The 21,169-nt window shown below is 69.8% G+C and carries 24 protein-coding genes and 1 pseudogene; 15 read left to right on the top strand and 10 right to left on the bottom strand.

Annotation, left to right across the window (positions count from 1 at the left end; genetic code table 11):
- Positions 1-83: 83 nt before the first annotated feature.
- From AB1578_12645 to AB1578_12610, 8 genes are all read right to left on the bottom strand, one after another.
- Entirely contained in the window at positions 84-1,049 is a 966-nt protein-coding gene (locus AB1578_12645) for a MoxR family ATPase (protein ID MEW6488746.1), read from the bottom strand.
- Positions 1,046-2,425 carry a DUF4350 domain-containing protein gene (locus AB1578_12640; protein ID MEW6488745.1) on the bottom strand — a complete coding sequence of 460 codons (1,380 nt, stop codon included), beginning with the start codon at positions 2,423-2,425 and terminating at the stop codon, positions 1,046-1,048. The genes AB1578_12645 and AB1578_12640 overlap by 4 nt, the downstream gene beginning before the upstream one ends.
- Entirely contained in the window at positions 2,415-4,061 is a 1,647-nt protein-coding gene (locus tag AB1578_12635; protein MEW6488744.1) for a hypothetical protein, read from the bottom strand. The genes AB1578_12640 and AB1578_12635 overlap by 11 nt, the downstream gene beginning before the upstream one ends.
- Positions 4,058-4,378 (bottom strand): rhomboid family protein, encoded by a 321-nt coding sequence (locus tag AB1578_12630; protein MEW6488743.1) that lies wholly within the window; start codon positions 4,376-4,378, stop codon positions 4,058-4,060. Before AB1578_12630 ends, AB1578_12635 begins: the two co-directional genes overlap by 4 nt.
- Before the next feature lie 3 nt (positions 4,379-4,381).
- On the bottom strand, positions 4,382-4,945 hold the full coding sequence (locus AB1578_12625) for a hypothetical protein (protein ID MEW6488742.1): 564 nt from the start codon (positions 4,943-4,945) through the stop codon (positions 4,382-4,384).
- Positions 4,946-4,953: 8 nt separating this feature from the next.
- Positions 4,954-5,529 carry a hypothetical protein gene (locus tag AB1578_12620; protein ID MEW6488741.1) on the bottom strand — a complete coding sequence of 192 codons (576 nt, stop codon included), beginning with the start codon at positions 5,527-5,529 and terminating at the stop codon, positions 4,954-4,956.
- Positions 5,526-6,305, bottom strand: a complete 780-nt coding sequence (locus tag AB1578_12615; GenBank protein ID MEW6488740.1) for an RDD family protein — start codon at positions 6,303-6,305, stop codon at positions 5,526-5,528. Before AB1578_12615 ends, AB1578_12620 begins: the two co-directional genes overlap by 4 nt.
- Positions 6,306-6,478: 173 nt before the next feature.
- Complete coding sequence (locus tag AB1578_12610; GenBank protein MEW6488739.1) at positions 6,479-6,979, bottom strand: cytochrome P460 family protein; 501 nt, start codon at positions 6,977-6,979, stop codon at positions 6,479-6,481.
- Between the two features lie 142 nt (positions 6,980-7,121).
- Here AB1578_12610 and AB1578_12605 point away from each other — a divergent pair, with 142 nt between their 5' ends.
- The 11 genes and pseudogenes from AB1578_12605 (at position 7,122) to AB1578_12555 (ending at position 17,152) form a co-directional block, all read left to right on the top strand.
- The gene (locus AB1578_12605; GenBank protein ID MEW6488738.1) at positions 7,122-8,039 is read left to right on the top strand and encodes a YitT family protein; all 918 of its coding nucleotides are present in this window, start codon (positions 7,122-7,124) and stop codon (positions 8,037-8,039) included.
- A gap of 22 nt (positions 8,040-8,061) precedes the next feature.
- Positions 8,062-8,814, top strand: coding sequence for a DUF1847 domain-containing protein (locus tag AB1578_12600; protein ID MEW6488737.1), 753 nt, complete (start codon positions 8,062-8,064; stop codon positions 8,812-8,814).
- 37 nt (positions 8,815-8,851) lie between these two features.
- On the top strand, positions 8,852-9,418 hold the full coding sequence (locus tag AB1578_12595; GenBank protein MEW6488736.1) for a DUF5666 domain-containing protein: 567 nt from the start codon (positions 8,852-8,854) through the stop codon (positions 9,416-9,418).
- A 356-nt stretch (positions 9,419-9,774) separates the two neighbouring features.
- Positions 9,775-10,407, top strand: a complete 633-nt coding sequence (locus AB1578_12590) for a sigma-70 family RNA polymerase sigma factor (GenBank protein ID MEW6488735.1) — start codon at positions 9,775-9,777, stop codon at positions 10,405-10,407.
- Positions 10,407-10,667: a zf-HC2 domain-containing protein gene (locus tag AB1578_12585; protein MEW6488734.1), complete on the top strand. Its 261-nt coding sequence runs from the start codon at positions 10,407-10,409 to the stop codon at positions 10,665-10,667. The genes AB1578_12590 and AB1578_12585 overlap by 1 nt, the downstream gene beginning before the upstream one ends.
- A 226-nt stretch (positions 10,668-10,893) precedes the next feature.
- A pseudogene (locus AB1578_12580) lies at positions 10,894-10,995 on the top strand (patatin-like phospholipase family protein).
- A gap of 56 nt (positions 10,996-11,051) precedes the next feature.
- Entirely contained in the window at positions 11,052-11,534 is a 483-nt protein-coding gene (locus tag AB1578_12575) for a cytochrome P460 family protein (protein MEW6488733.1), read from the top strand.
- Between the two features lie 136 nt (positions 11,535-11,670).
- Entirely contained in the window at positions 11,671-12,588 is a 918-nt protein-coding gene (locus tag AB1578_12570) for a DUF3179 domain-containing protein (protein MEW6488732.1), read from the top strand.
- Between the two features lie 17 nt (positions 12,589-12,605).
- Positions 12,606-13,436, top strand: a complete 831-nt coding sequence (locus AB1578_12565; GenBank protein ID MEW6488731.1) for a DUF547 domain-containing protein — start codon at positions 12,606-12,608, stop codon at positions 13,434-13,436.
- 324 nt (positions 13,437-13,760) lie between these two features.
- Positions 13,761-16,370 carry a restriction endonuclease subunit R gene (locus AB1578_12560; GenBank protein ID MEW6488730.1) on the top strand — a complete coding sequence of 870 codons (2,610 nt, stop codon included), beginning with the start codon at positions 13,761-13,763 and terminating at the stop codon, positions 16,368-16,370.
- A gap of 335 nt (positions 16,371-16,705) precedes the next feature.
- Positions 16,706-17,152 (top strand): DNA methyltransferase, encoded by a 447-nt coding sequence (locus AB1578_12555; GenBank protein ID MEW6488729.1) that lies wholly within the window; start codon positions 16,706-16,708, stop codon positions 17,150-17,152.
- Here the strand turns inward: AB1578_12555 and AB1578_12550 are convergent.
- Positions 17,140-18,480, bottom strand: coding sequence for an ISKra4 family transposase (locus tag AB1578_12550; protein ID MEW6488728.1), 1,341 nt, complete (start codon positions 18,478-18,480; stop codon positions 17,140-17,142). The genes AB1578_12555 and AB1578_12550 overlap by 13 nt on opposite strands.
- 445 nt (positions 18,481-18,925) lie before the next feature.
- Here AB1578_12550 and AB1578_12545 point away from each other — a divergent pair, with 445 nt between their 5' ends.
- The 4 genes from AB1578_12545 to AB1578_12530 all read left to right on the top strand — a co-directional run bounded on the left by AB1578_12545 (position 18,926) and on the right by AB1578_12530 (position 20,909).
- Positions 18,926-19,750: a site-specific DNA-methyltransferase gene (locus AB1578_12545; GenBank protein MEW6488727.1), complete on the top strand. Its 825-nt coding sequence runs from the start codon at positions 18,926-18,928 to the stop codon at positions 19,748-19,750.
- Complete coding sequence (locus tag AB1578_12540; GenBank protein MEW6488726.1) at positions 19,669-20,148, top strand: hypothetical protein; 480 nt, start codon at positions 19,669-19,671, stop codon at positions 20,146-20,148. Before AB1578_12545 ends, AB1578_12540 begins: the two co-directional genes overlap by 82 nt.
- Before the next feature lie 169 nt (positions 20,149-20,317).
- Positions 20,318-20,596 (top strand): type II toxin-antitoxin system RelE/ParE family toxin, encoded by a 279-nt coding sequence (locus AB1578_12535; GenBank protein ID MEW6488725.1) that lies wholly within the window; start codon positions 20,318-20,320, stop codon positions 20,594-20,596.
- A gap of 13 nt (positions 20,597-20,609) precedes the next feature.
- A complete protein-coding gene (locus tag AB1578_12530) occupies positions 20,610-20,909 on the top strand; it encodes a HigA family addiction module antitoxin (GenBank protein MEW6488724.1) in 300 nt (99 codons plus the stop codon).
- Between the two features lie 25 nt (positions 20,910-20,934).
- Here the strand turns inward: AB1578_12530 and AB1578_12525 are convergent.
- Positions 20,935-21,169: sigma factor-like helix-turn-helix DNA-binding protein (locus tag AB1578_12525; protein ID MEW6488723.1), on the bottom strand; the 235-nt coding region annotated here is incomplete at its 5' end.

Raw genomic sequence — 21,169 nt, 5'->3', positions numbered from 1 at the left:
CGGGACCACCAGCAGGGCAAAGGCGGCCAGGAGCGGGCCCCGAGGGACGAGGCGGATGAGAGGAAAGGGGGGGACGGGGCGGGTCATCGGGGGACCGGGATCTCCCGGAGGATCTCCTCCACCACTTCGGGCACGGCGAGGCCCTCCAACTCGTACTCGGCCCGCAGGAGGAGCCGGTGGCCCAGGACCGGCAGCGCCAGGGCCTTCACGTCGTCGGGGGTGACGAAGTCCCGCCCGTCCAGGGCCGCCTGGGCCCGCGCCGCCAGGAGCAGGCCCTGGGTGGCCCGGGGCCCCGCCCCTGCCAGCACGGCGTCGTGGCGCCGGGTGCCCCGCACCACGTCCACCGCGTAGCCCACCACCTCTTCCCGCACGGTGAGGGCCTGGAGGGCTCCCCGCAGCCGCGCCAGATCCCCGTTGCCCACCACGGCCCGGACCGCACCCGAGGTCAGGGTGGCTTCCGGGGCATCGGGGCCCAGGGTGCGCCGGGCCAGCCCGAGCTCGTACTCCCGCTCCGGGGACCCCATGGGGATCTTGAGGAGGAAGCGGTCCTTCTGGGCCTCGGGCAGGGGATAGGTACCCTCGTACTCGATGGGGTTTTGGGTGGCGAACACCGTGAAATCGGGGGAGAGGGGGTGGGTTTCCCGGTCGATGGTGACCTCCCGCTCCTGCATGGCCTGGAGCAGGGCCGACTGGGTCTTGGCGGGGGCCCGGTTGATCTCGTCGGCCAGGAGGAAGGTGGTGAAGACGGGGCCCTTCACAAGGCGGAACTCCCCGGACCGCAGGTCGAAGACCTGGGTGCCCGTGATGTCGGCGGGCATGAGGTCTGGAGTGAACTGAATGCGGTGGAAGTCGCACCCGAGCACCCGGGCCAGGGTGCGCACCAGCAGCGTCTTGGCCACCCCCGGCACTCCCTCCACGAGGGCGTGGTGGCCGGTGAAGACCGCGATGAGCGCCAGATCCAGGGCCCGTTCCTGGCCCACGATGACCTTGCCCACCTCGGTTCGGGCGCGGGTCAGAACTTCCCGCAGGGGCTCGGCGTGCTCGTTCATGGGGTTCCTCGCGATGGCTGTCGGGGTGCGGCTGCCCCGGATCGTGCCGGAAGATTGCCGCCGGATAGGCCGGCAGGGGTCGGACCGGGGCGCCGGGCCAGGGCCCGGCACAGGCGCCGGTAGGTCTCGGTAGGCTCCTCCCCCTCGGAAGCTTCCGCCAGGGCCTCTCGGAGCCTGCCGCGCGCCCCGTCCCCCGCCGGGCCTCGGGGGGCGCCGGTGCGTTCCCACTCCCGGTGGCATGCGGCGAGGAGCTGATCGCGGGGGATGCTCCGGCGCAGCAGGTTCTCCAGCCCTTCGGCCGCATCCCGCCCCCCGGCGGACGACGCCGGCGCAGGGGCCTCGGGCCACGTTCCTCCCAGGGGTGAGCCGCGCCGCCACGCGACGAGGAGGAAGAGGGCGGCCAGGGCGGGCAGGCCGCCCTGGAGCCCCAGGCGGCGCGCCAGGGCGGCGATTCCGGGCGCCTCCACGACCCCCAGGTGGGCTTCGGCGAAGACCACGGGGCTGCCCGGGCCCGCGAGCCACGCGAGGAAGGCTGGCTGGCGCTCCCGCCACAGGGCCTCGTTGCTGGTGAGGTAGGCGTCCGAGGCCACCACCAGGGTCCCTGAGCCGAAGTCCCGCTCTGCCACCACGGGGCGCCCCTCCACGGCGTAGATCACCCGCCAGGCGTCGTCCAGGTCCTTCAGCCAGACGGGCGAGTACCAGGGGAGCTCCGGGGGCAGGGGGAAAGCTTCGGCCAGGCCTTCGGCGCCTTCGTCCCGCCGGGCCGGCGCCGGGCGGGACGGGAGCGGCGTGGCGTCCAGGGACAACCCCCAGCGGTCTCCCAGGGAGACGAGCCGGGCCCGGGGGCTCCAGGGAGCTTCGGGCCTCTCGGGGTGCTCTGCCGGGGCCTCCCCAGGGGTTTCCGGAGCCGTCTCCTCCGAAGGCCCTGGGGCGGCTTCCCCGGGGTCTTCCTCCCGCTGGTCTCCCGCGGGCTCCGCCTCCCCCCGGGGCCGGGGGGAACCCGTCTCCCAGCCGCCCCGGAGGCAGAGCACCACCCGGCCTCCGGCCGCGGCGGCTCCCTCCAGGGCCTCGGCCAGCTCCCGGGGCGCCCGACGCACCCCGTGGGGCGAAGCGCCCAGCAGGAAGAGGGTGGCACCGGCCGCCGGAAGCTCGGGTGCCGGGCGGTAGCTTCGCACCGCCGGGAGCCCGACCTCCGCCAGACTGTCGTGGAACGCCCGGGCGCCCAGGGGATCGGCCCGCAGGGTGGAGTAGGGGGGATAGACGTCGCCCGCCGCGAACCGCAGGTGGAAGAGCCGTGCCAGCCCCGCCGCGAAGAGGATCGCCAGGAGCAGGGCGGCCGGCACCGCCAGGCAGGGGCGGCGGCGCTTACCGGGCATGGGCCGAGATCCGGTCGTGGTTGGCGACGAAGGCCTCCCAGACCTCCGGGGAAGGGAGGTGGGCGCCGTACCAGACCCCCTCGAAGAGGCGCAGGTTCTCGGAGAAGGCGGGCAGGAGCGCCTGCGTTTCCGGGCCCCGCCGCCGGAGCTCCGCCTCGTACTCCCGGTCGGACTTGTGGCGGGCCACGGTCACCAGGCGCTGCTCCGCCAGGAGGGCCAGCCCGGCCAGGTACAGGGCGCGCAGGGCCAGCCGGAGCTGCCCCCGGGCCGCGAGGTCCCGGGCCAGGTCCGCCCAGCCTTCCGGGTCCAGCGCGTCCGGGGGCACCGCCGTGTCCTCCAGGTCGGGCGCCGGGGAGAGCGGCGCCGGGGCAGGGCGCCGCTTGCGGAGCCGGTGCCGGCGCAGGAGCAACCCCACGAGCACCGCCAGGGCCAGCGCGAAGGCGCCGGCCAGCAGGGGCTTGACCCAGGCGGTCGCGGCAGGGCGAGAAGCGGCGGGCTCCCCCGAGCCCTCGGGAAAGAGGCCTCGGAGCCAGCGCCCCAACGCCCCCAGGGCCTTCCGGAGCGCCTCCAGCCCCTGCTCCAAGAGCCGGCCCGCTTCGGCCAGAAAGCCCGCGAGGAGCCCCGGCTCGTCGTCGGGTGCTTCCACCCGCGCCCGGGGGAGGCGCCAGGCGTATTCCTCCCGGGCCAGCACCCGGTCCGCTGCGCGGCCCAGGGCCTCCGGGTCCAGGCGGGACCGGGCGGCGGGGCGGCCGGGCTCGGGCTCCCCCCGGGCCGGCACCGCCCCGGGTCCCAGGCACACCGCGGCCAGGACCAGGAGCAGGGGCAGGGACGACGCCCGCGCCCGGCTCGGGGCCAGGCGCCGGAGGTCGGCTCGCAGATCCTCGCCTGTTGCCCGGGACTCGCCGTAGAAGTGGCGCAAGACGTAGGCCGCCTTGGCGAGGGGGTCCACCGCCAGGTAGGTGAGGCCGGCCAGGACGGCGAGTACGGTGGTGTTGGCGTAGGCCCCCCAGCTCCGGGTAAACGGCGACTCCAGCCCCAGGAGAGCCTTGAGGAGCACGGGTACCGTCACCAGAGCCGCCGCCAGGTTGAGGAAGGCGAAGAGCCCCGCCAGGCCCAACAGCCCCAGGAGGGCGTGGTTGGCCCCGGGGTCTCTCCGGGCCTGGGCCCAGGCCCGGCGGATCGTGCCGCGCAGCCCGCCGACGGGATCCCGGCCCACCGCGGTGGCGTGCTGCAGGAAGGCCCAGACCCACCCCAATGGCAGGGCGAGAACCGCCGCCGCCGGCAGGGCCAGGAGCCCGGCGGCGTGGACCACCGCCTGGGCGGCCACCACTGCCGCCGCCTGGCGCCGCGTCCCAACGGACGATGGCTCCCCGACCCGGAAGGCGCGCACCCCCCGGGCAAAGGCAGCCTGCCACGCCTTCATCCAGACGAAGAGCAGGGCGAGCCCCAGGGACGCGGCGGCGCATCGCGCCGGAGCCAGCGCGCTGCGGCTCATCTCGGCCCAGAAATAGAGGAACCCCAGCACGAAGGGCAGGCTCCCCAGGTAGTAGGGAGCGAGCAGCCGGGGCGCGCGGCGCAGGCAGTGGAGGGCCTCTTCCACCAGGTCGAGGGCGCTGTGCTCCCGGCCGGGCCTCATCCCCCCTCCCCCGGCCGGGTCCAGACCTCCCCTTCGTGGAAGGACGAGGGGATGGCGACGAGAGCCTGCCCCAGGGCGAAGAAGCACAACCACAGGAGGAGCACGCCCAGGAGCAACTGGCAGGGGGCGGCGAGCCACCCCAGGGGGCCGCGCTGCCGCCGGGTGCGCTCCGCCCGGGCTACCAGGCACGCTGCGCACAGCACCCGCCCCTCGTGCTCGGTCACGCACTCCCGGCAGTAGAACCTCCGGCACGCGAGGCATAGGGCCGCGGCCTCCCGGAGGGGGTGGCGGAAGCAGCGCGCTCGGGCCAGGGACACGGCCTAGGCTCCCGGCTCCGGGCCCAGGTCGCGGGCGACGGCCGGGGCCGCCTCGCCCCCGAACCGCTCCCGCAGCCCTTCCCGCGCCAGCCGGCCCTGGGTCGCCTCGACCCGCTCCCGCAGCAGCGCCAGGGCCTTGCGGGCCGGGCGCGCCCGCCGCAGGCAGCGGAGGTCCTCGGTGTGGACCGAGGTGCGCACCTGGCAGGCGCAGGAGGGGCCGCGCAGCCAGTTCACGGCCAGCGCGAGGAGGACGAACACCCCGGGTACTGCCGGGACGAACGCCACAGGACCGGAAGCAGCGAGCGCGGAGAGCCCCAGGAGCAGCGCGACCCCGCCCAGCACGGCGGCATAGACCGCCCGGCGCCGGGTGGGCCGCAGGAGCAGCGCCTGGATCTCCCGGTAGTCGAAGCGGCGGTACTCCTCGGAGAAGGGAAGACTGTGCACCGAGAGGAGGTGATCCTGCCCCAGCCACAGGCTGTGCCCCCCCGCCAGGGTCAGCCACAGGCGGCCCGGCAGCCGCCGGTAGGCGCGCTGGGGGGACCGGGTGCCGACAGAGGGCTCGGCCATGGGCACGCTCACGTAAGCCAGGTGTAGAGGGCCGCGGCCCAACCGGCGAGCTGGGCCGAACCGATCAGGATTGCCAGGACGTTGCGCAGGCGGGTGCGGGGCACGGGGCTGCGGCGCGCGTCGTTCCAGTGGCGAATCCCCAGGTACACGGCGGCGGGAGCCGTGGCGAAAGTCACGAACCACAAGGCGAGGGGAAACACGGCGAGGCTCAGGGCGACGCCGTCCCAAAGGGTGCGCCCGGGCGCCGGGCGGGTTCCCGCCGCCACGCCCCGGCCCGCCTCGAGGCACGCAGCGCACAGGTGCTCGTCACCCAGGGAGAGGTCGCACAGGGAGCAGAGAAACCGGCCGCAGCCCTCGCAGGCCAAGGCTGCGGCCTTACCCGGGTGGAAGAAACAGGAGGCCTGGTCGGCAGCCAGGAGGATCTCTCCCGGCCGGCTTTCCTCGGGACCCCGCAGCAGGGCCGGGAAGGCGATGACCTCAACGGGCCTGCGGCAGGAGGGGCAGGCGGAAGCGCCACCCGCGTTCCAGGCCGTCCACGGCAGCGCCGCGCCGCAGGACGGGCAGGGCAAGAGTCCCCCGGTCATCGGGTGCGGATCACCCGGGTGTCGCAGATGCGGTCGTGAAGGCTCCTCTTCTGGCGGTCGAAGGCCGCCATGAGGTAGCCGATGTAGAGGAAGATCATGCTCAGGAAGTTGGCGAGGTACCGGCCCAGGGCCCGCAGGTAGGTGATGTGGCTCCCATCGGGCCGAACCACCTTGAGGCCGCAGACCATCTTGCCCGGGGTGGCGCCGTAGCGGCCCCAGAAGAAGACCGTATAGACGAGGCCCAGGGCCATTGCCGCCAACTGCATGAGGTTTGCGTAGACCGAGAACATGGCGGCGGCCTCCTCGCCCTGCTCCAATCCGGCGAAGAAGGGGGGGAACACGACGAAGAACAGGACGATCCCGGGCACCCCCAGGATGAGCCCGTCCACGAACTGGGCGAGGCCCCGAAGCCAGAAGCCCCCGTAGCGAAAGGTTCCGGGCTGGTCCACCCCCTGCCGCAACCGCTGGAGGTACGCCGGTTTGCAGGCGGCACAGATCCAGTGGTCCCCGAAGCGCAGCACCTCGTCGGCGGGGAAGGAGCCGCTGCACAGGGAGCAGGAACGCTGGTCGGCCACCTTCTCCCAGGTGGTGTCCCGGGCGGTGTCGCGGGTGACCCCCGGCGCCACCTCCCGCAGGGGTTTCCACTCAGGCATCCCCTGGCACCACACCAGGGTGCCCGGGTTCAGGATGCCCCGGGCCAGCCGGCTGCTCAGTTCCTCCTCGCTCACCGGCCCCACCTTGAGGCCTCCGTCGGCGTAGTACCATTCCATGGCCATGGCTGCTCCCCTCCAGGCGTCGCGGCACCCCTTGCCCGTCGGCACAGTGCATCGGCCGAACGCGGCCGCAAGTTTAGGGAAGGCTGCTCGTTGCGGGTCGCGCGTGGCGGGTTGGGGGGGACGGGGTTAGATTCCCGGCCTCCCACGAGCAACCCGCAACGAGCGACGCGCCTTCACCGTGCCCAGCGGGTGAAGATGAAGTCGTGGTTCACCACGTTGGCGTCGTGGCAGGGGAAGCAGGTCTTGTAGAGCTCCGCGTCCCCCACGGGCTCGTGGGCGGCGGAGAAGCGCCCGAAGCCCCAGCCGGCCGAGTCGGGGTACTTCTTCGAGTCCTTGGTCATGATCTCGACGATCACGGGCTCCCCTGGAACGACCGCCTCTGCCCACTCGGGGCTCTTCACGGCCTGGTACACGAGCTTGGCGATGGAGGACCCGTCCGGGAACGGCAGGGTCTTTTCCCGGTACGCCTTGGCCATGGTCTCGTTGGCCAGCATGAGGCGGATGTGCCCCCGGTCCGTGCGGTGGGATGGGGCCACGGCGGTCCAGTCGCGGTAGTCCGCGGGGAGTTCCACTCCGGTCGCGGCGGTGGGCCGCTCTGAGGCGCCGGAGGGGGAAACCGCCAGCCCGGACAGGGCAAGGCAGCCGAGGGAGAAGGCAAGGGTGAGAGCGTTCATGGTATCCTCCGGGCTGAGGCAGCAGGGCCGCCGGGGGCGGCGGGGTGCGAAAGTTATCCCCTGGGCCGGGGCTGTCAACCTCGGGAGGGGAACTCCGTGCTAGAATCACCCTCCAACCCCGGCGCGAAGACAGGAGGTAGCTGTGGCATCGCAGGACGAGGCGGGTTCGGCGGCAAGGCCCCCGGCGCAGGCCGGCTCCGAGGCGCGGCGCGAAGGGGGCGTGCGCACGGTGGCGTGGAACCTCTTCCTGATGGCGGCCGGCAGCGCCCTGTGCGCGGTGGCGATCAACGGCATCCTCATCCCCCAGCGCTTCCTGAGCGGGGGGTTCACGGGGCTCGCCCTGGTGATCTACTACCTCTGGCCGCTGCTCCCGGTGAGCGTCCTCTACGCGCTTCTCAACATCCCGCTCTTCGCCCTGGGCTGGTTCCACGTGGGGCGCCGTTTCTTCCTCTACAGCCTGGCGGGTATGGCGTTCTTCTCCGGCACCCTCCAGGTGGTCCATGTGCCGGTCCCCGTGCAGGATCCCCTTCTGGCCGCCCTCCTGGCCGGCATCGTCACGGGGGCGGGCTCGGGTATCATCCTGCGCTCCCTGGGCTCAGCGGGGGGCACCGACATCCTCTCCATCATGCTCTTCCGGCGGTTCTCCATCCGGCTGGGCACCACCGTGCTCGCCTTCAACAGTGTGGTCCTGGCCACGGCGGCAGTCCTCTTCGACCTGGAGAGGGCGCTCTACACCCTGATCTACATCTTCGTGACCGCCCGGGTCGTGGACGTGGTGGTCACCGGCCTGAGCCAGCGCAAGGCGGTGACCATCATCTCCCGGCAGTGGCAAGCGATCCGCCGCTTCGTCCTGGACGACATCCGCCGGGGCGTCACCGTGCTGCAAGCCCAGGGCGGCTACAGCGGCGGGGAAGAAAAGGTGCTCTTCACCGTCATCACGTTTCGGGAGCTCTCCCGGCTCAAGCGCGAGATTCGAAGACTCGATCCCCAGGCCTTCGTGGTGGTGAGCGAGACCCTCGAGGTCATGGGACACCGCATCGGAAACCAGCCCCACTGGTAGTAGGCACGAGAAGGAGGTCCGAATGAAAGGCAGGAAGAAGCAGGGCGGCGAAGCGGCGCTCTCCTGTACCCACTGCAGCGCGGTGTGGGCAAAGGCCGGCTCCACCCACTGCTGGAGCGGCGACCCGGAGAAGGGACCGCCCCAGCCCGGCTACTGCCCCTCGGCGGACCGGGGAGAGGTGATCGGCGAGGCGTTCGACCTCTACCGAAGCGAGAGTGAAGACGCCCGCCTGGCCCAAGTGGCCGCCCGGGTGGAGGGCTTGTGCTACCAGCCCGTCCCCGGCAGCTCGGCCGTGAACGCCCGCTGGACCCGGGTGGAGGACACGGTGGCCTTCGCCAAGCTCATGGGCTACCGGAAGATCGGGATCGCCACCTGCATCGGCCTCCTGGAAGAGAGCCGGCGGCTCGCGGCCATCCTCGAGGCCCAGGGCTTCGAGCCCCAGAGCGTGTGCTGCAAGGCCGGCAGCATCGACAAGCTCGAGCTCGGCCTCGCCGAGTCCGACAAGGTGCGCCCCGGCAGCTTCGAGCCCGCCTGCAACCCCGTGGCCCAGGCCCGGCTCCTCAACGGCGCCGGCACCGACATGAACGTCATCGTGGGCCTGTGCGTGGGCCACGACATGCTCTTCGCCAAGCACTCCAAAGCCCCGGTCACCACCCTGGTGGTGAAGGACCGGGTCACCGGCCACAACCCGGTGGCCGTGCTCTACGGCCAGAACTTCTACTACAAGCGCCTCCTGAGCCAGCCGGTGCCGGTGGAGCGGGCGCCGAAGGCGTAGGGCGACGGGCGCGCGGGGGAAGAGAGGCGGAGATGCCGTGACAGTCTGGAGAGGAGTTGCGTCGTTTCTCGGGGGCCTGGCCCTTCTTGGGGCGGGGTCCGGAGCGGCCTGGGCACAGGAGGTCACCTACGCGGACCTGGCGCCGGTCTTCGCCCTGCGCTGCGCCGGGTGTCATGCCGGGGACCGCGCCCCCGAAGGCTACCGGCTCACCTCCTACGCCGAGGTGATCTCCCCCGTGGACCGGGTGCGCGTGGTGCCCGGGAGCCCCCTGGCCAGCGAGCTCGTCCGCCGCGTGCGGGGGCAGGCGCGGCCGCGCATGCCGCTCCGGGGGCCGTACCTCGGCCCGGAAGATGAAGGGCGAATCGCGGAGTGGATTGGGCAGGGCGCCCGGAGCGCCGAGGGCAATCCCGCCGCCCTGCCGGTGGGCGCCCGGCTGCGGCTGCACGGCACCCTGGGCCCCGGCTGGGCGCTCGACGGCCTCCCCCTGGCCGTGACCGGGTCCACGCGCATCGACGATGCCCCCCGCCCTGGGGACTACGTGGAGGTGCGGGGGCGGCTGGCTGGGGGTGGGGAGGTGGCCGCCGAGCGCATCCGGCGCCGTTGAGGGACCCTGCCCACGTTGTCCGGGTGCTGGGTCCCCATGGGGTGGGGAAGGAGGCGGGCGAGCTCGTCGTCGGAAAGGCCGGGGCGGTTGTACACGGGCAGGCTCCCGGTGAGGAGTAGGGGCACAGGGCTCCCCCGCGAAGGCTCCTGCCGCGGGCGGCCCCAGCGGACGATCTTCCGCCGCGGGGTCTCGGATCGAAAACCACAGCATTCTACTAGAGAAATCGCCCCTGGCGGCAATCCGCCGTGCCCGGATCCGGACCGTGCCGGCGGGTGCCAGGGACGATCGCTTCGCCCCGCCGGCGGGGGGCCGCACGGGGCTTGCCCCAGTCCCCCGTGCCCTGTAGGGTGGCCGGCATGAACGCGCAAATGCCCTCGGCAGAGGCGGGCGCCGGGGCGCCTGGAGACGCGGTGCCGGCAGGGCGCACCGAAGTGGCCCGCTGGGTGGCCGAGTACGGAGACGACCTCTTCCGGTACGCCCTGTCGCGGGTGGGGGACCGGGAGGCGGCGCGCGACATCGTGCAGGAGACGTTCTTGGCCCTCGTGAAGGGCGCCGGCTTCGAGGGGCGCTCGAGTCCGAAGACCTGGCTGATCGGCGTGCTGCGCCACAAGATCGCCGACCACTTCCGGCGCGCCTCCCAGGCCCCGGAAACCTCGGCGCCGGACCCCGAGGAGGCCCTCTTCGACGGCGGCGGCCGGTGGCGGGTGCCCCCCGGACCCTGGCCCTTCGACCCCGGCGATGCCCTCGACCGGAAGCGATTCCGGGAGGGGCTGCTCCGCTGCCTGCGCGAGCTGCCGCCCCGGCGGGCAAGCCTCTTCGTGCTGCGCGAAATGGAAGGGCTGGCCACCGAGCAGCTCTGCAAGGAATTCGCGACCACCCCGACGAATATCTGGGTCCTGCTCCACCGGGCGCGCCTGGCCTTGCGGGCGTGTCTCGAGCGCAGCGGGTTCGGGGGAGGGAACGAGACCCCCGGAAAGGACACCCCATGATGCTCCGGTGCCGTGAAGCGGCCCGATTGGTCTCGAAGAGCCTGGACGCTCCTTTGAAGCTCCTGGAGAAGCTGCCCCTGGCGCTGCACCTGGGGATGTGCCCCCGCTGCTCCGAGTACCGGCGCCAGCTCCAGTCGCTGCGCGCCCTGCTGCGCGAAGAGATGGACCGGCTCCTGCATCCCGAGGCCGGAGAGGTCCCCGGCCTGACCCCCGAGGAAAAGGACGCGCTCCTGCGGACGCTCGCCTCCGAGGGGAGCTGACTGCCTTCGCCCCGCGCCGCGGGCGTCTCCCCCTGTTTTCCTTCGCTTCTCCCCTCGTGGCTTCGTTCTCCCGGTTCTCGGCCTCTGGCCGACCCCCTTCCGCGCGCCTGGCGTTCGGTGAAAGGAATGGGTTCGCCGCGCGACTACTTGGCAGATGCGGTGCGGGGAGCGCCTCGGTGCGCCCTGCGCGCCGGCGCGTAGAGCACCTGTCTCACGGGAGTCGCCCTTGTCCACACCCTCGAAGACTGCGTTCGTCCTGGCCGGGGGAGGCAGCCTCGGAGCCGTGCAGGTGGGCATGCTCCAGGCGCTGCCGGAGCACGCTATCCGTTCTCGGGCCGAAGGCCCACAACCGCCGGGGCGATGGCCCTGGGAAAGGAGAACCCCATGAAGAGAACATTGGCGTGGCTCGCGGTTTCCCTGTGCGCAGGCGTGCTGGCCGCGGGGTCGGCCGCTTGGGCCGGCCCCGAGGCTTCGGGCGCCGCCCTCTGGAAGCACCTGCAGGCCGAGAGCTACACGTCCTGGAAGATTTGGCCGGGCAAGACGGCCCTCTACCCGGGCACCGAGCCCCACGGGGCGCTGCTGACCACCTACGTGAACGGCGCGGCGCTGGGCGCCATCGAGGGCAAGAAGGGGGTCATGCCCCCCGGCGCCATCGTGGTGAAAGAGAACTACATGCCCGACAAGACCCTCGCGGCGGTCACGGTCATGTACAAGGTGCAGGGCTACAACCCGGCGGGGGGCGACTGGTTCTGGGCCAAGTACGCCCCCGGCGGAAAGGTGGACGAGGAGGGCAAGGAAGGCATGTGCCTGGGCTGCCACTCCCGGGTGGCGGGCAACGACTATCTGTTCATCGGGCCGCTGAAGTAGGGGCGGAGAAGCGCAGGCGGGAACGCACCCGGTGGCCGGGCTCCCGAGGGCCGGCCGCCGGGACTCTCCGGGTCCCTCCCCGCACTGTAAGGTTTCGAGCCGAACCGGCGACTCCTGGGCAGAAAGGAGGCGACCCATGAGCCGAACTCTTGCCACTGTCGCCGCTCTCGCCGTCGTGGCCCTGACGACTCCCGCCGCTGCCTGGGACCTGAGCCGCCACAGCATCCCCCTGGAGGAGATCCTCTCCGGCGGGCCGCCCCGGGACGGCATCCCGGCGCTCCTCGACCCGAAGTTCATCCCGGCGGCGGAAGCCGGGTTCCTCAAGCCCGACGACCGTGTCCTCGGGTTCGTCCACGGGGGCGAGGCTCGGGCCTACCCGATCCGAATCCTTTCCTGGCACGAGCTGGTCAACGACCGGGTGGGGGGTGTGCCGGTCCTGGTGAGCTGGTGACCGCTGTCCTTTGCGGGCGTCGTGTACGCCCGGGAGATCGGGGACCAGACCTACACGTTCGGCGTCTCGGGGCTCTTGTGGAACGCCAACGTCCTGATGTACGACCACCAGACCGAGTCCCTGTGGTCCCAGGTGAAGCGCGAGGCGGTAACGGGGCCCCGCACCGGGACCCGGCTGCGGGCACTGGGGTCCACGGTCACCACGTGGGAAAAGTGGCGCCGTCGGCATCCGGAGACCGCCGTGCTGAGCCTCGAGACCGGGCACGTTCGCGACTACGACAAGGACCCCTACGAGGACTACTACCGCAGCCGCCGCGGCTTGTTCTCGCGCTTCGCTCCGGGCCCCGGGGAGGAGGAGAAGGAGCTGGTGGCGGGAGTGGCGTGGAACGGGCGCGCCAAGGCTTACCCGGTGGCGGAGCTCCGGCGCCGGGGCGAGGTCCGCGACCATCTGGACGGGCAGACCGTGACGCTTCGCCACGACCCCGACACGGATCGCCTGACCGCCCGCCTTGGGGACGGCACCGAGCTCGTCCCCACCGTGACGTACTGGTTCGTCTGGAAGGGAATTCACCCGGGGACCGGGCGGCTCGCGCCCGAGCCCTGACGCAGGGGGAGGACGCCGTGAGGCTGGGAAGCGGCTGGTTGTGGGGCAGCGGGGTCCTCAACGGGGGAGCTCCGTCGCCGGACCTTCCCCGGCGGGGGCTGTCCCAGGAAATGCTCGCGGCCATTCGGGAGATCAAGGGCCGGTACTACGACACCGAGGCCGGCCGGGTGGACTACCGGGCCATCGCGACCTCCCCCGAGTACCGGGCATACAAGGGGCTCGCGGCCCGGCTCCGGCACTTCGACCTCACCCAATTGCGCGACGGGAAAGAGAAGCTGGCCTTCTGGATCAACCTCTACAACACGATCGTGGTGGACGGCGTCATCGCCCTGGGCATCACGGCGTCGGTCCAGGAGGTGCCGGGCTTCTTCCGCAGGGTGGCCTACGACATCGGCGGGCGCCGGTTCTCCCCCGACGACATCGAGCACGGCATCCTGCGGGCCAACCGCCGGCCCCCCTACCGGCCCTTTCGCCCCTTCGGGCCCCTGGACGGCCGCCGGGCGTTTGCCCTGCGGCCGCTCGACCCCCGCATCCACTTCGCCCTGGTCTGCGGGTCGCGCTCCTGCGCCCCGATCCGCTTCTACTCCCGGGAGCACGTGGACGAGGAGCTCGAGCTCGCCGCGACGGCCTTCGTCAACGGGCCGGAGGTGGACGTCCAGGTGGACCGGAGGAGGGTGCGCCTGTCGCGCATCTTCGAGTGGTACGAGGCCGACTTCGGCGGCCGCGCCGGGGTGCTCGACTTCATCCGCCGCCACCTCCTGGACACGGAAAAGCGGGAGTTCCTCGAAGCGCGGGGGAAGAGCCTGGAAGTGGAGTACACCGCCTACGACTGGGGCCTGAACGGGTGAGAGGGCGACGGGCGTAACCGGTCGAGCGCGGATCCGGTCCGGTTCCTCTGTAGGAGCCAGCTCCTGCTGGCGATGTCGGCCGAAGGCCGACCCTTGCCCCTGCCGCTAGCGCGGCAAGTCGCCTGCGGGAGCAGGCTCCTACACTCGCTTCTCGTTGTCCTCCGGATAGAGAGCGGCCGGCCGGTTACGCCCGAGGGCGACCCCCCCGGCGCCTCCCACGCCACCCTGCCCTCCGCTCCGTTCTGGAGCGGCGAGGCCCGCGCGTGATACCTTCGTTCGCGCCCCGAGAACGGCGCGCCTGCGCCCCCTGCAGCAAGAGACCAGATGCTCCAGCTTTTCCAGAGAATCGGCGCCGCGACGGATGCCTGGCGAGAAGCGGGCTATCCGTGCCCCGAGCACCCCGCCGTCGCCGAGGTCCTGGAGTGGTCTCGCGACGCCGAGGCCGGTTTCCTCCGCTACCTCCGTGCCCCTCAGCTCCGGGCACTGGAGACTTATTGGTATCTGCGTCTCGTAGCGGGGACTCCCCAGGTCTTCGACCTCTACCGCCGCGAGTACCCGAAGCACTCCGAGCTGCTGGCCGCCCTGGGACTCCAGCAGCCCGAGATCCGGGAGTACGCACTGGACGAGGGTCTCGAGGCGCTCTGGAACCGCATCCGCAACGACGACGCCTTCGTGAAAGGCTTTCGCCTCGAAGCCCTGCGCGAGACCCTGACCCTCGGCTACCCGAGCTACATCCTGGCCCTCGCCATGGGCGCCGGGAAGACCGTGCTCATCGGCGCGATCCTCGCCACCGAGTTCGCCCTTGCCATCGAATACCCCGATGGTCCCTTCGTCCACAACGCCCTCGTGTTTGCGCCGGGGAAGACCATCATCGAGTCCCTGCGCGAGCTCGCTCAGGTCCCTTACGAGAAGATCCTGCCCCCTCGGCTCCACAAGCCCTTCGCGGCCTCGGTGAAGCTCACCTTCACTCGGGACGGCGAGAAGACCATTCCAGTGGTGGCGGGCTCGAGCTTCAACGTGGTGGTCACCAACACCGAGAAGATCCGCATCCAGAAAGAGACCATCCGGAAGAGCGACGTGGGCAGCCTCTTGCCCCTGATGCGCGAGGACGAGGCCCGGGCCGAGGTGGCGAACCTGCGCCTCCAAGCCATCGCCAGCCTGCCGCACCTCGCGGTCTTCTCCGACGAGGCCCACCACACCTACGGCCAGTCCCTGGACCAGGATCTGAAGAAAGTCCGCAAGACCGTGGACTACCTGGCGGCCCAGACCAACCTGATCTGCGCCGTCAACACTACCGGTACGCCCTACTTCCAGCGTCAGCCCCTCAAGGACGTTGTGGTGTGGTACGGCCTCTCCGAGGGCATCCGCGACGACATCTTGAAAGACCTCTCCGGGAGCATCCAGGCCTACGACTTCGACGGCGACGCCGGAGCCTACGTGGCCCACGTGGTCGAGGACTTTTTCCGGGACTACGGCGCCGTGCGGCTCCCCAACGGCGCCCCGGCGAAGCTCGCCCTCTACTTCCCCCAGACCAACGACCTAACCGAGCTCAAGCCGGTGATTGACCGGGCCCTGGTGGTCGTCGGCCAGAGCCCGGCCCTGTGCCTGGTGAACACCTCCGAAGAGCGCCTGACCAAGCCCGCCGACATCGACGCTTTCAACCGCCTGAACGACCCGGCCGCGCCCCACCGGGTGATCCTTCTCGTCAACAAGGGCACCGAGGGCTGGAACTGCCCCAGCCTCTTCGCTTGCGCCCTGGCCCGCAAGCTCAAGACCTCGAACAACTTCGTGCTCCAGGCCGCCACCCGGTGCTTGCGCCAGGTGCCGGGCAACGCCGTGAAGGCCCGGGTCTACCTCTCCACACACAACTTCGGCGTGCTGGACCGCCAGCTCCAAGAGACCTACGGGGAGACCATCGCCGACCTCAGCCGGGCCGGCCACGAAACCCGGCGGACCCGGATCGTGCTCCGCAGGCTTGACGTGCCTCCGCTCGTAGTGACCCGCGTGGTGCGGACCGTAACGGAAGGGGCTGCGCCGGCAGACCCTCTGCGCCTGAGCCGCCCGCGGGGGGACGAGAAGGGAAGGCTCCGCAAGGCCGTGTACACCGTCGCCGAGCAGGAGTCGACCTACAGCGTGCTCCGCCAGCTCGGCGACACCGTGGAGATCGCGGGGGTACCCGAGGAGGCGGACGCCTACGGCGCGGCGGTGGAGCTCGGCGGCCGATACCGGCTCGACCCCTGGCCCGTGTACGACGAGCTCCGGCGGCTCTACGGCGGTGAGGACCTGCCGGCGGAACACTTGCCGGAGCTGGCCCGGCAGATCGAGGAGCAGACGCGCCGGTACGAGGTGAAGGAAGAGAAGGTCGACGTGGCCCTGGCCCTGGTCAAGCCCGAGGGCTTCGAGCCCAGCGGGGACGAGCTCTACACAGCCGAGATCGTCTACCCGGTGGACCGAGAGCGCACCCTCCTGGCCGTCGAGGCGCTCGCCGCCCAGAACCCGGCAGGCCTGGGCTTTCACTACAGCCCCTACAACTTCGACTCACTCCCCGAGAAGAGCTTTTTCGAGCAGCTCCTTGCCCACCTGAACGTGCAGCCCGGAGAGGTGGAGGACCTCTACTTCACCGGCGCCCTGACCGACCCGGCCAAGACCGACTTCTTCGTCGAGTACAAGGACGACAAGGGCAAGTGGCGCCGGTACACCCCCGACTTCGTGCTCCGGCGCAAGGACGGCCGGGTCCTCATCGTGGAGATCAAGCGCGAGCACGACCGGGCCCACCCCATCGACGGAGAGGGCGGCAAGAAGGCGCTGGCGTTGCGGCGGTGGGAGGAGCTGAACCCCGACCGTCTCAAGTACGAGATGATCTTCACGGCCACGGACGGCGTGAGCGTGGACCAGATGAAGGGAGCGCGGCGGTTTGCGGCGCCGCAATCGTAGGGTGGGTCAAGCGTCGCGGACCCACCAAGAGGCACGAAGCCCCACACCAAGACGCGACAGGAACGCCATGGCGAAGAAGACGACAAACGGGGCGGCGCCGGCAACCCCGCCCAGAACCGAGGTGAAGATCACCGCCGCCAAGGGCCGGCCCATGCTCACCTGGGTGGGCAAGCGGCCCCTGTTCAACGTCACCGCCTTCCCGGCCCAGCACGTGGAGAGCTACGCGCCGCCGGGGTCGTGGGTCCGCTGCGCTCGACCCCGCCCGCGTGGGGTACGCCGACTGGCCGCGGGCCTACCCCCAGGGTGGCCTCCTCTTCCACGGAGACAACAAGGAGGTGCTGGCCCACCTGCTGGCCAACGGCTTTCGCGGCAAGGTGAACCTGATCTACATCGACCCGCCCTTCGACTCGGGCGCCGACTACGTGCGCAAGGTGAGCCTGCGCGGCGCCAAGGGCACGGCCAAGATCGACGGTGAAAGCTACACCCTGGGGGAGCAGATCCAGTACACGGACATCTGGGCGAATGACAACTATTTGCAGTTCATGTACGAGAGGCTGCTGCTACTGAAAGAACTGTTGAGCGAAGCAGGGTTCCTGTTTGTTCATTTGAACACCGATAGAGTACACTACGTGAAGTTGATGATGGACGAGGTATTTGGCCCGAGCGGATTCAGGAACGAAATCATTTGGAAAAGAACTGCAGCTCATGGCGATATAGCTGGAGTCGGCAATGTGCACGATATTATGTTGGTCTATGGTGGGAGCATTCGCTACTCGTTCTGACTCCTTCGGGTTTTTCGTCTTCGGGTAGAAGAGGCGGTTGATTCCACATGGTGCTGGAAGACACGATCGAACGTGCCGTTGTGGATGGCGCACCGGATGCGGAGCATGTCGTTGCCCGTATCCATCACCCACCAAGCGCCGGAGCGCTTCATCCGCGTGTGGCAGATGAACTTGTTCGCCGATTCCATCGCGCCGCTGCCGATGGGGTAGCCGTCTTCGAGATCCTGAAAGTAGTTGATTTGCTCGGCGTGGTTCTCGAGGTAGACGATGAGTTTACGGACTTCCTCGGCGGTGTCCACCGTGCGCGGTTCCAGTTGACGCAAGCCGACAATCACCGAGGTCTTGTCCCCCTCGCAGAGCCGGATCATGTTGCGCTCGGCCCACTGCCGCCCCTCCCAAGCCTGTTCCCCTTCGATGCCCCACTGCGATCGGGCGACCACGTGCAGGTGCTCGAAGCAGTGATAGAAGTCCAAGATCTTCTTGGCGTTGGGGAAGCTGCGCACCATCTCGGTCCACACCCAGCTCGCTCCGTCCCCGATAAGACACACGCGCACCTGCTCCTGGGGGATGCGCTCGGCAGCGACCGCCAAGGCAGCGCCAAGGGTGTCGGAATCCTGAAACTCATGCCAACTCGCCACAGAGATGACGCGATCCTCCGGCGTGAGCAGATAAATCCGAAATCCCTTGATCTCCTTGTACTGCCCTTTGCCGCGCTTGACGTTGCGTCGTGCCTTGGGCCGGGTGCGGCCATGCGCGCCGTCCGAGGAGACGACCAGAACCGGTCGCTCCTCTTCGTCACCGACTGCCTGCGCGATGCGCCGTTCAATCTCCTCTCGATCCGGAATCACCAGGTCGATCGTCGCCGATTTCGCCACCGCCACCAGCGTGTCGTGGGCGCAGGCGTTGCCGACGCAAAGGCCCGTGAGTTGCTCGAGCAGTTGCGATGCCCTCTCAAAGGGCACCTCCGCCGCGGTCAAGGTGACGCGCTTTTGGACGTCGTACTGGTGGCGCCCCGGGGCGAGCCCGAGCACCTCATCGAGCGGGTAGAACCCGTGCTGACAGTTCCCGCAGTAGAAGTACGGTCGACCCAGGGTGAACTGCCCTTGGGCCGTAGAGATCGTCTTCGGTTCCACCCGCTTGCGGTGAAGAGGCTTCTCGCAAAACGGGCAATCCGCCCACTCCTGCTCCAGATAGGAGCCGTAGAGCTTCTCGACGGCGGCCTTCATGCAGGCGGCGAAAAACTCGAGCCGCGTCGCCTGGACGTGCTCGCTCAGGGCAAACAACTCCGGTGCCTTGTCCTGCTCGAACAGCGGAGCGAAGCCGTCCACTCATTGGTCAGCAGCCTTGCGCACCATCGCGCGAAACTCCTCCAGAAGGTCGGGCGCCGTCAGGGCACCGCAGGCCAGCCCCATGGCTCACTGACCCCGGGGCCGAAGCCCCGTCGCCGCTAGGCCCTTGCGAATCGGACAGGTCTTGTCTCGGGAAAGATGCGTCATGGCTCACACGCTCCTCTCCCACCGTCGTATAGCAGTTCTCGGACGAAATGTCCCGCGAAAAATGCACGCCTACCTACCGGTCGCTACCCCCGCGCGGCAGATGCCTGGAACGAACTGCGAATGCTCCCTCTATGGTGCAGACCCGAACTCTGCATTAAGCAAGATTCATCTGCCATACGATCAGACATATATTGATTCCCATTACACACAAACAGACTATAATGGCCGCAAGTATCAGCTGGTAGATCTAACTGCGCCCGGACCCCGACCAGGGTTGATGTATGAGTTCAGAGGTGTTTGGCCACCACCGGGGCGGGTGTGGGCGGTTCTACCTGAGAAAATGGAGGCGCTTTGGGCCAACGGGCGGATTGAGCTAACAGCCGAGGGCAATCCCAGGAAGCGGCAGTACTTGGACGAGATGCCCGGCATGCCTGTGCACGACGTCTGGGTAGACGTGTATCCGGTGAACTCCCAAGCACGTGAGGCTTCAGGATATCCAACACAGAAATCAGAAGCGCTCCTGGAAAGGGTATGCCTTCTCGCCTCCAACCCCGGCGACCTCGTCCTGGACGGCTTCGTCGGCTCCGGCACGACGGCGGCGGTGGCGCAGAAGCTGGGGCGGCGGTGGATCGGGTGCGATATCAACAAGGGGGCGATCCAGACCACGGCGAAGCGGCTCCAGGGGATCATGGCCGAGCAGGCGGCGACGGCGAAGAAGCCCACGGCGCCCAGGCTGCCGGGGATGGAGAACCAGGGAGAGGCCGAGCCGTCGCCAGCCCAGCTCTCGTTTGGCGTGTGGCGGGTCAACGACTACGACCTCCAAATCCAGCACAACGAGGCCGTCGCCCTCGCCTGCGAGCACGTCGGCGTGCAGCGGAGCCGCAGCGATGGCTTCTCGACGGCACCCTCGGAAAATCCCTGGTCAAGATCATCCCCTTCGGCCATCCCCTCACACCCCTGGACCTGGAAGAGCTCAAGCGCGAGCTCGGCGCCCGGCCCGAGGAGGACCGGCCGGTCACTGTGGTCTGCCTGGGCATGGAGCTCGCCGCCCAGGCCTGGGTGGAGGAGTGGAATCGGCTGCGCAAGGGCCGGGACGCCGTGAACCGGATCGAGGTGATCGAGCTGCGCACCGATCCCAAGTACGGCCGCTTCATTCGCCACGAGCCCGCCTCGGCCCGGGTCTCGGTCTCCCGCAAGGGAGGAGTGCTTAAGGTCGAGATCCAGGACTTCCTCTCCCCCGGCATCCTCGAGCGCCTGGCCCAGCAGACCCCGCTGCTCAAGCCGAAGATCGACGACTGGCGCGCGATGGCCGATTGCGTGATGATCGACCCCTCCTACGACGGGCGGGTCTTCCGGGTCGCTCTCGCCGATGTGCCTGCCAGGAAGACCGACCTGGTGCAGGGCACCTACGAGCTCCCGGCGCCAAAGGGCAAGACTACGGTGGCGGTGAAGGTGGTGGACATGCTGGGGGAAGAGGTGCTGGTGCTGGCCGAGGCGTAGCTCCGTCCGGCTCCCCGCGCGTCGTTGCAGGCGTAGGGTGGGTCAAGCGAAGCGGACCCACCACGCACCTCGGCCGACGGGGGAACCATGCCGGAATGCCGGCGCAACTTCACGCCTTGCTCATGGTTGACGCCTTGACGCTTAACGTTATGCGGTATATGGTTTCGTCATGATTCGGAGCTTTCGATGTGGCGATACCCGGCGCCTGTTCGAGACGGGAGAAAGCAGGCGCTTCTCCTCCATAGGGAACGTGGCGACGCGCAAGCTGGCGCAATTGGATGCCGCCCAGACGCTCGAGTTCCTCCGCGCGCCGCCCGGCAATCGGCTCGAGGCCTTGAAAGGGGATCGGGACGGGCAGTACAGCATCAGGGTCAACGACCAATACCGGCTGTGTTTTCGGTGGACTGAAGCGGGGCCGGAAGACGTGGAGATCGTAGACTACCACTGAAGGGATGGGCGTCATGGTGAAAAGCGGTATGCGGCCGGTGCACCCCGGCGAGGTCTTGCGCGAGGAGTTCCTGGTTCCCCTGGGCCTGAGCGCCAACGCGCTCGCCAAGGCATTGCGCGTTCCCGCTCCTCGGGTCAACGACATCGTTCGCGAGCGGCGCGGCGTCACCGCAGACACGGCCATGCGGCTGGCGCGTTACTTCGGTGGCGACGCGCGTTCGTGGCTGAACCTGCAGGCTGCCTACGACCTGCGGGTGGCCGAGATCCAGGATGCACAGCGGATCGAGAGAGAGATTACGCCCAAGGCCGCCTGATCGACGCGCGGCGACCCGAGGGCCGTCACCCCCCGGAGAGGTCCCCGGCGCCGAAGCCTCGGCGCACGAGCTGTGCGCGAAGAGCGAGCCGGGCCCGGTGCAGAAGAACCCAGAGATTGGATGGGGTTGTGCCGAGCAGGGTGAACAGCTCCGGGGTCGGAATCCCCTCCATCTCCCGCAGGATGAACGCGCTGGCTTGCCGCGGCGGCAGGTCCCGCAGGCGCTCGGAAAGCGCCTGCCGGAACGCGCTCCGGTCCAGT

The sequence above is a fragment of the Thermodesulfobacteriota bacterium genome, from assembly GCA_040756475.1.
GTDB lineage: Bacteria > Desulfobacterota > Deferrisomatia > Deferrisomatales > JACRMM01 > JBFLZB01.
Note: the sequence above shows the minus strand (reverse complement) of the source record. Positions and strands in the feature narration are given on the sequence as shown.

Excerpts from the sequence above, each read along its gene's own strand:
- AB1578_12645 (MEW6488746.1), bottom strand. The coding sequence starts at position 1,049 with ATGAACGAGCACGCCGAGCCCCTGCGGGAAGTTCTGACCCGCGCCCGA.
- AB1578_12640 (MEW6488745.1), bottom strand. The coding sequence starts at position 2,425 with ATGCCCGGTAAGCGCCGCCGCCCCTGCCTGGCGGTGCCGGCCGCCCTG.
- AB1578_12635 (MEW6488744.1), bottom strand. The coding sequence starts at position 4,061 with ATGAGGCCCGGCCGGGAGCACAGCGCCCTCGACCTGGTGGAAGAGGCC.
- AB1578_12625 (MEW6488742.1), bottom strand. The coding sequence starts at position 4,945 with ATGGCCGAGCCCTCTGTCGGCACCCGGTCCCCCCAGCGCGCCTACCGG.
- AB1578_12620 (MEW6488741.1), bottom strand. The coding sequence starts at position 5,529 with ATGACCGGGGGACTCTTGCCCTGCCCGTCCTGCGGCGCGGCGCTGCCG.
- AB1578_12615 (MEW6488740.1), bottom strand. The coding sequence starts at position 6,305 with ATGGCCATGGAATGGTACTACGCCGACGGAGGCCTCAAGGTGGGGCCG.
- AB1578_12610 (MEW6488739.1), bottom strand. The coding sequence starts at position 6,979 with ATGAACGCTCTCACCCTTGCCTTCTCCCTCGGCTGCCTTGCCCTGTCC.
- AB1578_12600 (MEW6488737.1), top strand. The coding sequence starts at position 8,062 with ATGAAAGGCAGGAAGAAGCAGGGCGGCGAAGCGGCGCTCTCCTGTACC.
- AB1578_12590 (MEW6488735.1), top strand. The coding sequence starts at position 9,775 with ATGAACGCGCAAATGCCCTCGGCAGAGGCGGGCGCCGGGGCGCCTGGA.
- AB1578_12585 (MEW6488734.1), top strand. The coding sequence starts at position 10,407 with ATGCTCCGGTGCCGTGAAGCGGCCCGATTGGTCTCGAAGAGCCTGGAC.
- AB1578_12575 (MEW6488733.1), top strand. The coding sequence starts at position 11,052 with ATGAAGAGAACATTGGCGTGGCTCGCGGTTTCCCTGTGCGCAGGCGTG.
- AB1578_12560 (MEW6488730.1), top strand. The coding sequence starts at position 13,761 with ATGCTCCAGCTTTTCCAGAGAATCGGCGCCGCGACGGATGCCTGGCGA.
- AB1578_12545 (MEW6488727.1), top strand. The coding sequence starts at position 18,926 with ATGTATGAGTTCAGAGGTGTTTGGCCACCACCGGGGCGGGTGTGGGCG.
- AB1578_12535 (MEW6488725.1), top strand. The coding sequence starts at position 20,318 with ATGATTCGGAGCTTTCGATGTGGCGATACCCGGCGCCTGTTCGAGACG.
- AB1578_12530 (MEW6488724.1), top strand. The coding sequence starts at position 20,610 with ATGGTGAAAAGCGGTATGCGGCCGGTGCACCCCGGCGAGGTCTTGCGC.